Source organism: Streptomyces sp. SX-6, assembly GCF_059089585.1.
This window is the reverse complement of sequence record NZ_JBTHHU010000030.1, coordinates 1-14242: the sequence shown is the minus strand read 5'-3', so window position 1 is coordinate 14242 and position 14242 is coordinate 1. Positions and strand designations below refer to the sequence as shown.

General features: G+C 70.8%; 12 protein-coding genes. 4 read left to right on the top strand and 8 right to left on the bottom strand.

Annotated elements, in window-relative coordinates; translation table 11 throughout:
* Positions 1 to 115: 115 nt before the first annotated feature.
* Positions 116 to 1768: a glucose-6-phosphate isomerase gene (pgi, locus tag ACV530_RS28220; protein WP_494335525.1), complete on the top strand. Its 1653-nt coding sequence runs from the start codon at positions 116 to 118 to the stop codon at positions 1766 to 1768.
* Positions 1769 to 2136: 368 nt separating this feature from the next.
* Here the strand turns inward: pgi and pgl are convergent, their stop codons facing one another.
* Genes pgl through tkt form a run of 5 tightly spaced genes read right to left on the bottom strand, consistent with a single transcriptional unit; the run spans position 2137 to position 8659 of the window.
* Complete coding sequence (gene pgl, locus ACV530_RS28215; protein ID WP_494335455.1) at positions 2137 to 2916, bottom strand: 6-phosphogluconolactonase; 780 nt, start codon at positions 2914 to 2916, stop codon at positions 2137 to 2139.
* A complete protein-coding gene (opcA, locus tag ACV530_RS28210) occupies positions 2913 to 3902 on the bottom strand; it encodes a glucose-6-phosphate dehydrogenase assembly protein OpcA (RefSeq protein ID WP_494335454.1) in 990 nt (329 codons plus the stop codon). The genes pgl and opcA overlap by 4 nt, the downstream gene beginning before the upstream one ends.
* Positions 3899 to 5422, bottom strand: coding sequence for a glucose-6-phosphate dehydrogenase (gene zwf / locus ACV530_RS28205; RefSeq protein ID WP_494335524.1), 1524 nt, complete (start codon positions 5420 to 5422; stop codon positions 3899 to 3901). The genes opcA and zwf overlap by 4 nt, the downstream gene beginning before the upstream one ends.
* A gap of 2 nt (positions 5423 to 5424) precedes the next feature.
* Positions 5425 to 6540: a transaldolase gene (gene tal, locus ACV530_RS28200; RefSeq protein ID WP_494335453.1), complete on the bottom strand. Its 1116-nt coding sequence runs from the start codon at positions 6538 to 6540 to the stop codon at positions 5425 to 5427.
* 37 nt (positions 6541 to 6577) lie between these two features.
* Entirely contained in the window at positions 6578 to 8659 is a 2082-nt protein-coding gene (gene tkt / locus ACV530_RS28195) for a transketolase (protein ID WP_494335452.1), read from the bottom strand.
* 392 nt (positions 8660 to 9051) lie between these two features.
* On the opposite strand from tkt, the gene ACV530_RS28190 reads away from it, so the two are divergent.
* Both ACV530_RS28190 and ACV530_RS28185 read left to right on the top strand, forming a co-directional pair.
* On the top strand, positions 9052 to 9993 hold the full coding sequence (locus tag ACV530_RS28190) for a heme o synthase (protein ID WP_494335451.1): 942 nt from the start codon (positions 9052 to 9054) through the stop codon (positions 9991 to 9993).
* 61 nt (positions 9994 to 10054) lie between these two features.
* Positions 10055 to 10405, top strand: coding sequence for a hypothetical protein (locus ACV530_RS28185; protein ID WP_494335450.1), 351 nt, complete (start codon positions 10055 to 10057; stop codon positions 10403 to 10405).
* Positions 10406 to 10461: 56 nt separating this feature from the next.
* Here ACV530_RS28185 and ACV530_RS28180 read toward each other — a convergent pair whose 3' ends face one another.
* Genes ACV530_RS28180 through ACV530_RS28170 form a run of 3 tightly spaced genes read right to left on the bottom strand, consistent with a single transcriptional unit; the run spans position 10462 to position 13228 of the window.
* A complete protein-coding gene (locus ACV530_RS28180; RefSeq protein ID WP_494335449.1) occupies positions 10462 to 11445 on the bottom strand; it encodes a COX15/CtaA family protein in 984 nt (327 codons plus the stop codon).
* 53 nt (positions 11446 to 11498) lie between these two features.
* A complete protein-coding gene (locus ACV530_RS28175; RefSeq protein ID WP_494335523.1) occupies positions 11499 to 12233 on the bottom strand; it encodes an ABC transporter permease in 735 nt (244 codons plus the stop codon).
* A gap of 44 nt (positions 12234 to 12277) precedes the next feature.
* On the bottom strand, positions 12278 to 13228 hold the full coding sequence (locus ACV530_RS28170) for an ABC transporter ATP-binding protein (protein WP_494335448.1): 951 nt from the start codon (positions 13226 to 13228) through the stop codon (positions 12278 to 12280).
* A 137-nt stretch (positions 13229 to 13365) separates the two neighbouring features.
* On the opposite strand from ACV530_RS28170, the gene ACV530_RS28165 reads away from it, so the two are divergent.
* Positions 13366 to 14133 carry a helix-turn-helix transcriptional regulator gene (locus ACV530_RS28165; protein WP_494335447.1) on the top strand — a complete coding sequence of 256 codons (768 nt, stop codon included), beginning with the start codon at positions 13366 to 13368 and terminating at the stop codon, positions 14131 to 14133.
* Positions 14134 to 14242: the final 109 nt, after the last annotated feature.

Here is a 14242-nt window from a genome sequence, read left to right as displayed (position 1 = left end):
CCGGCCCGGCCGGAGGGCCGCTCCCCTCCGGCCGGGCCGGGCCGCGTTCCGGCAGGCCGTTCCGATAGGTTGGGCATCGAGGCAGCTACGAGCAAGAAGTGGGCTGATGTCCGAGATGAACGCAGACGGGCGGAGCCGGCTCGACCGGCTTCCCGAGTGGAACGCACTGGCCAAGCACCGCGACGAGCTGGGGGAGGTGAATCTCCGGCAGCTGTTCGCCGACGATCCCCGCCGGGCCGAGAAGTACACGCTCACGGTGGGCGATCTGCATCTCGACTACTCCAAGCACCTGGTCACGGACGAGACTCTGCGGCTGCTGCGCGAGCTGGCGGTGGCGACGGACGTCGCCGGGCTGCGGGACGCGATGTTCCGCGGCGAGAAGATCAACACCACCGAGCACCGGGCGGTGCTGCACACGGCGCTGCGCGCGCCGGAGTCGGCGGTCATCCGGACGGACGGCGAGGACGTCGTCCCCGCCGTGCACGCCGTGCTGAGGAAGATGCAGGTCTTCGCCGACCGCGTGCGGTCCGGCGACTGGAAGGGCCACACCGGCAAGCCGATCAGGAACGTCGTCAACATCGGCATCGGCGGCTCCGACCTCGGCCCCGCGATGGCCTACGAGGCGCTGCGCGCCTACACCGCGCGCGAGATGACGTTCCGTTTCGTGTCGAACGTGGACGGCGCGGACCTGCACGAGGCCGTGCGGGACCTCGACCCCGCCGAGACGCTGTTCATCGTCGCCTCGAAGACCTTCACCACCATCGAGACCATCACCAACGCCACCTCCGCCCGGAACTGGCTGCTGGCCGGCCTGGGCGCGGGCGAGGACGCGGTGGCGCGGCACTTCGTGGCGCTGTCGACGAACGAGCAGAAGGTCGCCGAGTTCGGCATCGACACGGCCAACATGTTCGAGTTCTGGGACTGGGTCGGCGGGCGCTACTCGTACGACTCGGCCATCGGGCTCTCCCTGATGGTCGCCATCGGTCCGGAGCACTTCCGCGAGATGCTGGCCGGTTTCCACCTGGTCGACGAGCACTTCCGCACCGCCCCGCCCGAGGAGAACGTGCCGCTGTTGCTGGGCCTGCTGGGCATCTGGTACGGCAACTTCCACGACGCGCAGTCGCACGCGGTGCTGCCGTACAGCCACTACCTGTCGAAGTTCGCGGCCTATCTGCAGCAGCTGGACATGGAGTCCAACGGCAAGTCGGTCGACCGTGACGGCAACCCCGTCGACTGGCAGACCGGACCGGTCGTCTGGGGCACCCCGGGCACCAACGGGCAGCATGCGTACTACCAGTTGATCCACCAGGGCACCAAGCTCATCCCGGCGGACCTGATCGGCTTCGCCCGGCCCGTGGACGACCTCGAGCCGGGGCTGGTCGCCCAGCACGACCTGCTGATGGCGAACCTCTTCGCCCAGGGCCAGGCCCTCGCGTTCGGCAAGACGCCGGAGGAGGTCGCGGCGGAGGGCGTCGCGCGGGAGCTGATCCCGCACAAGACGTTCCGCGGCAACCGCCCGACGACGACGATCCTGGCGAGTGAGCTGAGCCCCTCGGTGCTGGGCCAGCTGATCGCGCTCTACGAGCACAAGGTGTTCGTGCAGGGCGCGGTGTGGAACATCGACTCCTTCGACCAGTGGGGCGTCGAGCTGGGGAAGGTCCTCGCGAAGCGGGTCGAGCCGGCGCTGACGGAGGGTGCGGATGTGCCGGGGCTCGACGCGTCGACGGCGGGCCTGGTGGCGCGGTACCGGTCCCTGCGGGGCCGGTAGGGGTTGCTCGCCCCGGTCCCACCCTCTCGCCGTCTCCTGGGGCTGCGCCCCAGACCCCGCTTCGGGGGCTCCGCCCCCGGGCCCCCTTGTCGCGGCTTCGCCGCTCGTCCTCAAACGCCGGACGGGCTTGATTTTCGCGCCCGCGCCGGATTTCAGCGCAAGCGCGAAATCCGGCGCGGGCGCGAAAATCCAGCCCGGCCCGGCACTATCCAGCCCGTCCGGCGTTTGAGGACCAACGCGGCGGAGCCGCGTTGCGGGGGCCCAGGGGGCGTAGCCCCCGGAACGGGGTCCGGGGGCGGAGCTCCGGGAGACGGTGAGAGGGCGGGACCGGGGCGCAATCCCCAGTCCCGCCCTCTCGCGACGCACCGTCAGGGCGAAGCAGGCGGATACAGATCCCGCGGCAGCTGGGCCGCCGCGGCCCGGTCGAGCAGCCACAGCGTGCGGTGGCGGCCGTACGCCCCGGCGGCCGGGGCCTGGATCTCGCCCGCGCCCGACAGGGCCATCGCGACCGCTCCCGCCTTGTCCTCGCCCGCCGCGAGCAGCCAGACCTCCCGGGCGGCCCGGATCGCCGGGAGGGTCAGCGAGACCCTCGTCGGAGGCGGCTTCGGCGCACCGTGCACGCCGATGACCGTGCGCTCGGTCTCCCGTACGCCCGGCAGCTCGGGGAAGAGCGAGGCGACGTGCGTGTCCGGGCCGACGCCCAGCAGCAGGACGTCGAAGGACGGCACCGGGCCATGGTCCTCGGGCCGTGCGTACGCGGCCAGTTCGGCCGCGTACGCCTCGGCCGCCGCGTCCGCGTCGTCGTACGTGCCGTCCGCCGGGGGCATGGCGTGCACCCGGGCCGGGTCGAGGTCCACGGAGTCCAGCAGAGCCTCGCGGGCCTGCGTGTGGTTGCGGTCCGGGTCGCCGTCCGGCAGGAACCGCTCGTCGCCCCACCACAGGTCCAGCCGCGACCAGTCCACCGCGTCCCGGGCGGGCGCGGCGGCCAGGGCCGCGAGCAGCCCGTTGCCGTTGCGCCCGCCGGTGAGTACGACGGAGGCCGAGCCGCGCGCGGCCTGGGCGTCCACGATCTTGGTGATCAGCCGGGCCGCCGCGGCCTGGGCCATCAGCTCCTTGTCCCGGTGGACGACGATCTGCGGGGTGCTCACTTGCCGGCCGCCTTCTTGGCGGGTGCCTTCTTTGCCGGGGCGGTCGGTTCAGCGGCCGGCTCGGCGCCGCCGAGCCGGTCCACGCCGTACTTCAGCGCGGACTCGTACGTGAAGTCCGGGTCCAGACGCCGCAGTTCCTCGGCGAGCAGCTCGGACATCTCGCGGCGCTTGAGCGCCACCGCACGGTCCGGCTGGCCCTGCATGCAGAGCGTGGCCAGCGAGCCGTCGGCGCGGTCGAGCGTGATGACGCCGTTCTTGGTGTGCAGGCGTACGGCGGTCAGGCCGGGCCCGTCCGAGACGGTGCGCCGGGTCGTCACCCCGAGCCGGTCCGCGAGCCACATGGCCAGCAGCTCGGCGCTCGGGTTGTACGCCTCGCCCTCGACCTCGGCGGCGGTGACCTCGACGGCCTGCTGGTCCAGGGCCGCCGCGAGCATCGAGCGCCACGGGGTGGTCCGGGTCCAGGCCAGGTCGGTGTCGCCGGGCGCGTAGTGCTCGGCACGCGCCGAGAGCTCCGCGATCGGGTCCTCGGCCGTGTAGGTGTCGGTGACCCGGCGCTGTCCGAGGGTGCCCAGCGGGTCCTTCGCCGGGTGCGCCGGGGACGCCACCGGCCACCAGACGACCACGGGGGCGTCCGGCAGCAGCAGCGGCAGCACCACCGACTGGGCGTGGTCGGCGACCTCGCCGTAGAGCCGCAGTATCACGGTCTCGCCGGTGCCGCCGTCGCCGCCCACGCGAACCTCGGCGTCCAGGCGCGGCTTGGCGCGGTCGCGTGCCCGGCCGGCCCGCTTGATGACGACGAGCTTGCGCGAGGGGTGCTCGCGCGATGCCTCGTCGGCCGACCTGAGCGCGTCGTAGGCGTGCTCCTCGTCGGTGACGATGACCAGGGTGAGCACCATGCCGACCGTGGGCGCGCCGATGGACCGGCGGCCCTGGACCAGCGCGTTGTTGATCTTGCTGGCAGTGGTGTCCGTGAGATCGATCTTCATGGCCGGCGCCAGCTCCGTCCCTCTCGTGCGAGCATTTCGTCAGCCTCGACCGGACCCCAGGTGCCGGCCGGGTACTGAGCGGGCTTGCCGTGCTTGTCCCAGTAGGTCTCGATCGGGTCGAGGATCTGCCAGGACAGTTCGACCTCCCGCAGGCGCGGGAAGAGGTTCGACTCGCCGAGCAGCACATCGAGGATGAGCCGCTCGTACGCCTCCGGGCTGGACTCGGTGAAGGACTCGCCGTAGGCGAAGTCCATCGAGACGTCCCGGACCTCCATCGAGGTGCCCGGCACCTTGGAGCCGAACCGCATGGTGACGCCCTCGTCCGGCTGCACCCGGATGACCAGGGCGTTCTGCCCCAGCTCCTCGGTGGCGGTGTGGTCGAAGGGCGAGTGCGGGGCGCGCTGGAAGACGACCGCGATCTCGGTGACGCGGCGGCCCAGACGCTTGCCGGTGCGCAGGTAGAACGGCACGCCGGCCCAGCGGCGGTTGTCGATCTCCAGCTTGACCGCGGCGTAGGTGTCGGTCTTCGACTTGGGGTCGATGCCGTCTTCCTGGAGGTAGCCGACGACCTTCTCGCCGCCCTGCCAGCCCTGCGCGTACTGGCCGCGCACGGTGTCCTTGCCGAGGTCCTTGGGCAGCCGGACGGCACCCAGCACCTTGGTCTTCTCCGCGGCCACCGCGTCCGCGTCGAAGGAGGCGGGCTCCTCCATCGCGGTCAGCGCCAGCAACTGGAGCAGGTGGTTCTGGATCACGTCACGGGCGGCGCCGATGCCGTCGTAGTAGCCGGCCCGGCCGCCGATGCCGATGTCCTCGGCCATGGTGATCTGCACATGGTCGACGAACGACCGGTTCCAGATCGGCTCGAAGAGGGTGTTGGCGAAGCGCAGCGCCAGGATGTTCTGGACCGTCTCCTTGCCCAGGTAGTGGTCGATCCGGAAGACCTCGTTGGCCGGGAAGACCTCGTGGACGATCCGGTTCAGCTCCTGGGCGCTCTTCAGGTCGTGGCCGAAGGGCTTCTCGATGACGGCGCGCCGCCACGAGCCTTCCTTCTGGTCCGTCAGCCCGTGCTTCTTGAGCTGCTGGACGACCGTGGGGAAGAACTTCGGCGGCACGGACAGGTAGAAGGCGAAGTTGCCGCCGGTGCCCTGTGCCTTGTCCAGCTCCTCGATCGTGCTCTTGAGCGTCTCGAAGGCATCGTCGTCGCCGAAGTCGCCCTGGACGAACCGGCAGCCCTGCACCAGCTGCTGCCAGACCTCCTCGCGGAACGGCGTGCGCGCGTGTTCCTTGACCGCGTCGTGCACGATCTGCGCGAAGTCCTCGTTTTCCCAGTCGCGGCGGGCGAAGCCGATCAGGGAGAAGCCCGGCGGCAGCAGACCCCGGTTGGCGAGGTCGTACACGGCGGGCATGAGCTTTTTCCGTGACAAATCGCCCGTGACGCCAAAGATGACCAGGCCGGACGGCCCCGCGATGCGCGGGAGCCGCCGGTCCTGTGCGTCACGCAGCGGATTGCTGCTGCTCAATTTCATGCCTCCGGTGCGAGGCGCTTGAGCTCCGCCTCGGTGGACTTCAGAAGGTCGTTCCAGGACTGCTCGAACTTGTCGACGCCCTCGTCCTCCAGGAGCTGTACGACGTCGTCGTACGAGACACCGATCTTGGCGAGCGCGTCGAGCTCGGCCTTGGCCTGCTCGTACGTGCCGCGCACGGTGTCACCCGTGATCTGACCGTGGTCGGCGGTCGCCTCGAGGGTGGCCTCCGGCATGGTGTTGACCGTGTTCGGGGCGACCAGGTCGTCCACGTACAGGGTGTCCTTGTAGGCCGGGTCCTTGACGCCGGTCGAGGCCCACAGCGGACGCTGCTTGTTGGCGCCGAGCTTCTCCAGGGCGAGCCAGCGGTCGGAGGAGAAGACCTCCTCGTACGCCTGGTACGCCAGACGGGCGTTGGCCAGGGCGGCCTTGCCGCGCAGCGCCTTGGCCTCGTCGGTGCCCATCGCGTCCAGGCGCTTGTCGATCTCGGTGTCCACGCGGGACACGAAGAAGGACGCCACCGAGTGGACGAGCGACAGGTCCAGGCCCGCGGCCTTGGCCTTCTCCAGACCGGTGAGGTAGGCGTCCATCACCGCGCGGTAGCGCTCGAGGGAGAAGATCAGCGTGACGTTGACGCTGATGCCCTTGCCGATCACCTCGGCGATGGCCGGCAGGCCCGCCTTGGTGGCCGGGATCTTGATCAGGGTGTTGGGCCGGTCCACCAGCCAGGCCAGCTGCTTGGCCTCGGCGATCGTGGCGGTGGTGTTGTGCGCCAGACGCGGGTCGACCTCGATGGAGACCCGGCCGTCCTGGCCGTCGGTGGCGTCGAAGACCGGGCGCAGGATGTCGGCGGCGTCACGGACGTCCGCCGTGGTGATCATGCGGATGGCCTCGTCGACGGTGACCTTGCGGGCCGCGAGGTCGGCCAGCTGCTGCTGGTAGCCCTCGCCGCCGGAGATCGCCTTCTGGAAGATCGACGGGTTGGTCGTGACGCCCACCACGTGGCTCTCGTCGATCAGCTCCGCGAGGTTGCCGGACGTGATGCGCTTGCGGGACAGGTCGTCGAGCCAGATCGCGACGCCTTCGTCGGAGAGGCGCTTGAGTGCGTCTGTCATGGGTTCTGCATCTCCTACTGAATGGATTACGGGCGCGTCAGCGGCGGGCGGTGTCGGCGAGGGACTCACGGGCGGCCTCGACGACGGCGTCGGTGGTCAGGCCGAACTCCTGGTACAGCACCTTGTAGTCGGCGGAGGCGCCGAAGTGCTCGAGGGAGACGATCCGGCCGGCGTCGCCGACGTAGCGGTGCCAGGTCAGGCCGATGCCGGCCTCGACCGCCACCCGCGCCTTGACGTCCGGCAGCAGCACGCCGTCGCGGTAGGCCTGGTCCTGCTCCTCGAACCACTCGACGGACGGCATCGAGACCACGCGGGTCGGGACGCCCTCGGCCTGGAGCCGCTCGCGCGCCTCGACGGCCAGCTGGACCTCGGAGCCGGTGGCGATCAGGATCACCTGAGCGCGGCCGCCCTCGGCCTCGAACAGCACATAACCGCCCTTGGCCACGCCCTCGTTGGCCTCGTACGTCGGCACGTTCTGGCGGGTCAGGGCCAGACCGTGCGGCCCCGGCTTGGCAGTGTGCCGCTTGGTGATCTCGCGCCAGGCGATGGCGGTCTCGTTGGCGTCGGCCGGACGGACCATGTTCAGGCCCGGGATGGCGCGCAGCGCGGCCATGTGCTCGACCGGCTGGTGGGTCGGGCCGTCCTCGCCGAGGCCGATGGAGTCGTGCGTCCACACGTAGGTGACCGGCAGCTTCATCAGGGCGGCCAGACGCACCGCGGGGCGCATGTAGTCGGAGAACACCAGGAAGGTGCCGCCGTAGACACGGGTGTTGCCGTGCAGCGCGATGCCGTTCATGGTCGAGCCCATGGCGTGCTCGCGGATGCCGAAGTGGATCGTACGGCCGTACGGGTTCGCCTCGGGGAGCGGGTTGCCCTCCGGGAGGAAGGACGACGTCGCGTCGATCGTGGTGTTGTTCGAGCCGGCGAGGTCGGCCGAACCGCCCCACAGCTCGGGGATCACGCCGCCCAGCGCCTTGAGGACCTCGCCGGACGCCTTGCGGGTCGCGACGGCCTTGCCGGCCGGGAAGACCGGGATGGCCTTCTCCCAGCCGTCGGGCAGCTCACCGGCGTTGATCCGGTCGTAGTCGGCGGCGCGCTCGGGGTTGGCGGTACGCCACTCCTCGAGCCGCTTGGACCAGGTCGCGTGGGCCTCGCGGCCCCGGTCGACGACCTTGCGGACGTGCGCGAAGACCTCGTCCTCGACCTGGAAGTTCTGCTGCGGGTCGAAGCCGAGCACCTCCTTGGTCGCGGCGACCTCGGCGTCGCCGAGCGCCGAGCCGTGCGAGGCCTCGGTGTTCTGGGCGTTCGGGGCCGGCCAGGCGATGATCGTGCGGGCCGCGATGATCGAGGGGCGCTCGGTCTCCTCCTGCGCCGCCTTGAACGCGGCGAACAGCGCCTGCACGTCGAAGTCGCCGTTGGGCGCCTGCTCGATGCGCTGGACGTGCCAGCCGTACGCCTCGTAGCGCTTGAGCACGTCCTCGGAGAAGGCGGTCTCGGTGTCGCCCTCGATCGAGATGTGGTTGTCGTCGTACAGCGCGACGATGTTGCCCAGCTTCTGGTGGCCGGCCAGCGAGGACGCCTCGGCGGAGATGCCCTCCTCCAGGTCGCCGTCGGAGACGATCGCCCAGACCGTGTGGTCGAACGGGGAGGTGCCCGCAGGCGCCTCCGGGTCGAACAGACCGCGCTCGTACCGGGCGGCCATGGCCATGCCCACCGCGTTGGCGATGCCCTGGCCCAGCGGGCCGGTGGTGGTCTCGACACCGCGGGTGTGGCCGTGCTCCGGGTGGCCCGGGGTCTTGCTGCCCCAGGTGCGGAAGGCCTTGAGGTCCGCGAGCTCCAGGCCGTAACCGGCCATGAAGAGCTGGACGTAGAGCGTCAGGCTGGTGTGTCCGGGGGAGAGGACGAACCGGTCGCGCGCGACCCAGTCGGCGTCGCTGGGGTCGTGGCGCATCAGCTTCTGGAAGAGCAGGTAGGCGGCCGGGGCGAGGCTCATGGCCGTGCCGGGGTGGCCGTTGCCGACCTTCTGCACGGAGTCCATGGCCAGGACCCGGGCGGTGTCAACGGCCCGCTGGTCCAGTTCGGTCCACTCGAGGTCTGTGGTGGTCGGCTTGTTGCTCACCCTAGTTCAGGGCTCCTCTCCACATTGTTCTTCAGGCCGGGGGCGGTATTCCGCCACGACGCGGCGATCCCGAGCCTACCCCCGTGGTGACGCGCATCTTTTCGACGTGCAGTCGGCTGGTCGGCCCGACGCCCCCGGCAACCGAGACCGGATGGAAAAGATTCCCGGTACGGGTGTGACGGTGCGGCGGCCCTACGTCTCCAGCGTGCAACGCCCGGCCGGGCCCCGCCTCCCGAGAGGCGGGAAGCGTGTGCCGGGAGGTCCTCAACACGACACCACCCCGGCGGAGGACGTGCCATCCCCTGCGTCTAAAGTGGCGTGGTACGCGCAAGTCTTCCCCGGCCGAACCGGGTCGGATGTGCTTGCTGGCCTTATCTCTGTCAGGGGTGTGCGTGACGGCCGTCGAATCCCGTCCTGCGGGGTTGCTCAGTGAGAGCCCCAGCCACCGGCCGTTCGGGGCCCGGGTCAAGGCGTTCGTGGCGCTGACCAAGCCGCGTGTCATCGAGCTGCTGCTGATGACGACGGTGCCCGTGATGTTCCTCGCGGCCGAGGGCGTTCCGGACATGTGGCTGGTGCTGGCCACGTGCGTCGGCGGTTACCTCTCCGCCGGTGGCGCGGGCGCGTTCAACATGTACTACGACCGTGACATCGACGCGCTGATGGACCGTACGTCCCAGCGCCCGCTCGTCACCGGCATGGTCTCGCCGCGCGAGTGCCTGGTCTTCGCCTCGGCGCTGACCGTGGGATCGACCGTGTGGTTCTGGTTCCTGGTCAACCCCCTGTCGGCGATGCTGTCGTTCGGCGCCTCGATGTTCTACGTCGTCGTCTACACGATGCTGCTCAAGCGCCGTACCGCCCAGAACATCGTGTGGGGCGGCATCGCGGGGTGCCTGCCCGTGCTCATCGGCTGGTCCGCCGTGCGCAACGAGGTCTCGTGGGCCGCCGTCATCCTCTTCCTCGTCATCTTCTTCTGGACGCCGCCGCACTACTGGCCGCTGTCGATGAAGGTCAAGGACGACTACGAGCGGGTCGGCGTGCCGATGCTGCCGGTCATCGCGGGCAACAAGGTCGTCGCGCGCCAGATCGTCATCTACAGCTGGGTGATGGTCGCCGTCTCGCTGCTGCTCACGCCGCTGGGCTACACCGGCTGGTTCTACACGGTCGTGGCCGTGGCGTGCGGCGTCTTCTGGCTCAAGGAGGCGCATGCGCTCCAGGCGCGCGCCAAGGCGGGCGTCACGGGCGCGAAGCTCAAGGAGATGCGGCTGTTCCACTGGTCGATCACCTATGTCTCGCTGCTGTTCACGGCTGTGGCGATCGACCCCTTCCTGCGGTAGTCCGCGCTTCTTCGTGACGGGCCCGTCGCCATTTCCCCTACTCGTCGGTAGCATCCTGCTCATGGCAGACACCAAGCAGGCCGAAGAGGCCACGCCCGACGCGCGGGCCCAGCGCGAGGCGGCCAGGCTGGCCAGGCAGATCACCGCGTTCGCGCACAGCCACGGCGGCAGCGCCGAGGCGCAGCTGGCGCACATAGGGCGCGGCGCCACGCGCATCGCCCTCGTCGGCGCGAACGGTGAGTGGGGCAACCTCGTGGCTCGCTCGTACGAGACCGCGCGCAGGGCCGTCGAGACCGCGGGGGTCACCCTCCAGGAGGACTTCGACGGCGAGATGGCCGCGAAGGTCCGTACCGGCCGCTACGAGTGGTCCCGCATGGCGGGCCTCCAGGTCGGCGGCCCGGCCAACGGCTGAGCGGGTACGACGAAGGGGCGCCCCCGGAATCCGGGGGCGCCCCTTTTTGCATGGTCTCAGGCGACAGCGGCCGGTTCCACGGCCTGGTGCTCGCCGGCCGGGGCCGGGACGACCGGCAGCGGGCCGCGGGTGCGCAGCGAGAGGAAGACCCGCAGCACGGCGATCCACACCAGGGCGGAGCCCAGCATGTGGACGCCGACCACGACCTCCGGCGAGTCGTTGAAGTACTGGACGTACCCGACCAGGCCCTGTGCCATCAGCACCGCGAACATCTCCACCACCCGGCGGCGCGGCGCCGCCGGCGCCTGCACGGCACGCAGGGTGAACCACAGGGCCACCGTCAGGCCCAGGACGATGTAGACGAAGTCCACGTGCAGCTGGGTGATTTCGTGCCAGTCCAGCGGGATGCGGCGTACGCCCTTGGAGGCGTCGCCCGCATGCCTGCCCGCGCCGGTGACCACGGTGCCGACGAGGATCAGCAGCAGGGTGGCGCCCACCAGCACCCGGCTGAGCTCGCGCACCGGGCGGCTCACCAGGTCACGCGGTTCGTCGTCGCCCTCGCGGGAGCGCTCCCACAGCAGCACCGCTGCCGTGAGCAGCGCGGTGGCCAGCAGGAAGTGCAAGCTGACGACATAGGGGTTGAGGCCCGTCAATACGATGATCCCGCCCACCACGGCGTTGCCCATCACGAGCCAGAACTGCGCCCAGCCCAGCCGGGTGAGGCTGCGGCGGCGCGGAGCGCGCGCCCGGGCGGCGATGATCGCCACGCCGACGATCGCGCACAGCACATAGGTCAGCATGCGGTTCGTGAACTCGATGATGCCGTTGATGCCCATCGCGGGCGTCGGCGTCAGGCTGTCCTCGGTACACGTCGGCCAGGTCGGGCAGCCGAGCCCGGACTGGGTGAGCCGCACCGCGCCGCCCGTCACCACGATGATCACGGCCATGACGACACAGGCGAACGCGGCCCGCTGGACGAACCGCGCGGACGGCTGCCAGCGGTCGGCGATGAGCTGGAGGGGGTTCATCGTTCTGGGCACCCGCTCATCGTAGAGGCCCGCTTGTGCATGGATTCACGAGGGGCCCCTCGTGGCTACTCCCAGCGGAAGAAACGTCCCGCCGCGCCCAGTCCCAGCACGGCCCAGCAGGCGAGGATCCCGAGGTCGCCCCACGGCATCCCGGCGCCGTCGCGCAGGACGTCGCGCAGGCCGCCGGAGAGCGCCGAGATCGGCAGCAGCTCGAGCACCGACCGGGCGGCGTCCGGGAACTTCTCCAGCGGCACGATCACCCCGCCGCCGACGAGCAGCAGCAGGAAGACGAGGTTCGCCGCCGCCAGCGTGGCCTCGGCCTTCAGCGTGCCCGCCATCAGCAGCCCGAGCCCCGAGAACGCCGCCGTGCCGAGGACGAGCAGCAGCAGGACGGCCAGCGGGTTGCCGTGCGGCGACCAGCCGAGCGCGAAGGCGATCACCGTCAGCAGCACGATCTGCAGCACCTCGGTGACCAGCACCGCGCAGGTCTTCGCCGTCATCAGCCCCCAGCGCGGCAGCGGCGACGCCCCCAGCCGCTTGAGCACGCCGTAGCGCCGCTCGAAGCCCGTGGCGATGGCCTGCCCCGTGAAGGCGGTGGACATCACGGCCAGCGCGAGCACGCCGGGTGCCAGGAAGTCGACGGGCTTGCCCTTGCCCCCCGTTGTTCCAGTAGGCACAGTGACGATGTCGACCGCGCTGAACAGGGTCAGCAGGAGCGTGGGGATGACCACGGTCAGCAGCAGCTGCTCGCCGTTGCGCAGCAGCATGCGGGTCTCCAGCGCGGCCTGCGCCCGGATCATCCGGGGGAGCGGTGCCGCACCCGGCTTCGGTACGAAAGTGGCGCTCACGCGCGCAGCTCCCTTCCGGTGAGGTCCAGGAAAACGTCCTCCAGCGTGTGCCGCTCGACGACTATGCGGTCCGGCATCACGCCGTGCTGGGCGCACCAGGTGGTGACGGTCGCCAGCAGCTGGGGGTCGATCTCACCGCTGACCCGGTAGGTGCCGGGCGTCACCTCGATCGCCGCGGAGTCGGCGGGCAGCGCCTTGAGCAGCGACGCCACGTCCAGGCCGGGCCGCCCGTTGAAGCGCAGGGTGTCCTCGGCGCCGCTGCGGCACAGTTCCTCGGGGCTGCCCTGCGCTATCACCCGGCCGCCGTCGACGATGGCGACGGCGTCGGCCAGTTCCTCGGCCTCGTCCATGTGGTGGGTGGTGAGCACGACGGTGACGCCGTCCGCGCGCAGCTCGCGCACCAGGTCCCAGGTGGCCCGGCGGGCCTGGGGGTCGAGGCCCGCCGTCGGCTCGTCGAGGAAGACCAGCTCGGGGCGGCCGACCACGGCCATCGCGAGGGAGAGCCGCTGCTGCTGCCCGCCGGACAGCCGCCGGTAGGCCGTACGCCCGCAGCTGCCGAGCCCGAGGCGCTCGATCAGCATGCCCACGTCCAGCGGGTGGGCGTGCAGGGACGCGATGTGCCGCAGCATCTCCTCCGCGCGGGCGCCGGGGTAGATCCCGCCGCTCTGCAGCATCACGCCGATGCGCGGGCGCAGCGCGGCGGAGTCGGCGACCGGGTCGAGGCCGAGCACGCGGACCGTGCCGGCGTCGGGGCGCCGGTAGCCCTCGCACATCTCGATGGTGGTGGTCTTGCCCGCACCGTTGGGGCCGAGCACGGCGGTGAGGGTGCCGGCTGCCACGGACAGGTCGAGGCCGTCCACCGCCGTCTTCGGTCCGTACCGCTTGACGAGGCCGCGGACCTCGACCGCGGGGGTCCCGGGGGCGTCCCCCGGCAAGGCGCTGCGCATGCGGGGAAGTGTACGAAGCCGCGGGGCGGAGGCGGCCCACAGGGGTTGCGGTTAGGTAACCCTTAGTGATCGATGCCACCGAGGGCTGTACCGGACGAGGCTTGTCGCCTCTTGGCCAATTACGCAACAATGGTGTTGTGAAATACGCGGGCGACGCTCCGGAGAGCCTCGCGGCCCAGTCGGCCGCCGAGGGCCGGACGCCCCTGCCCGACGAGCAGCGCGGCACCCGCAACCGCGTCGCCAGGTCGATTCTCGATCACGGTCCGTCAACGGCGGCCGAGCTGGCCGTCCGTCTCGGACTGACCCAGGCGGCCGTACGCCGCCACTTGGACGCCCTCGCCGCCGAGGGCATCGTGGAGCCCCGCGAGAAGCGGGTCTACGGCGCCCGTGGCCGCGGGCGTCCCGCCAAGGTGTTCGCGCTCACCGACTGCGGCCGGGACGCGTTCGACCAGGCCTACGACAAGCTCGCCTCGGACGCCCTGCGCTGGATAGCGCGGGCGGCCGGCGGCGGGGAACAGGGCGAGGCCGCGGTCGCCGCGTTCGCCCGGGCCCGTATGGAGGCCCAGGCCGAGGCGTACCGCGCGGAGCTGGCGAAGGCCGCTCCCGAGGAGCGCGCCCATGTGCTGGCCAGGGCATTGACCACGGACGGGTACGCTGCTACGGCGCGTAGCGCACCGGTCGGCGAACAGCTCTGCCAGCACCACTGCCCGGTCGCCCATGTCGCCGAGCAGTTCCCGCAGCTGTGCGAGGCGGAGACGGAAGTCTTCTCCCGCCTGCTCGGGACGCATGTGCAACGTCTTGCCACCATCGCCCACGGCGACGGTGTGTGCACGACGTTCATTCCGCGTAGCAAAACACAGACCACCACCGCATCCACCAGCACGGCCGGGAGGAACCCCGCATGACTCTCCCCACGGAGACTGCCTACCCTGAGCTCGAGGGCCTGGGCACGTACGAATACGGCTGGGCCGACTCCGACACGGCCGGTGCCACGGCCAAGCGCGGCCTCTCCGA

What these genes read in the sequence shown, in the direction of transcription:
- pgi (WP_494335525.1), top strand. Translation starts at nt 116, where the DNA reads ATGAACGCAGACGGGCGGAGCCGGCTCGACCGGCTTCCCGAGTGGAAC.
- opcA (WP_494335454.1), bottom strand. Translation starts at nt 3,902, where the DNA reads ATGAAGATCGATCTCACGGACACCACTGCCAGCAAGATCAACAACGCG.
- tal (WP_494335453.1), bottom strand. Translation starts at nt 6,540, where the DNA reads ATGACAGACGCACTCAAGCGCCTCTCCGACGAAGGCGTCGCGATCTGG.
- ACV530_RS28185 (WP_494335450.1), top strand. Translation starts at nt 10,055, where the DNA reads ATGGCAGACACCAAGCAGGCCGAAGAGGCCACGCCCGACGCGCGGGCC.
- ACV530_RS28175 (WP_494335523.1), bottom strand. Translation starts at nt 12,233, where the DNA reads ATGATCCGGGCGCAGGCCGCGCTGGAGACCCGCATGCTGCTGCGCAAC.
- ACV530_RS28170 (WP_494335448.1), bottom strand. Translation starts at nt 13,228, where the DNA reads ATGCGCAGCGCCTTGCCGGGGGACGCCCCCGGGACCCCCGCGGTCGAG.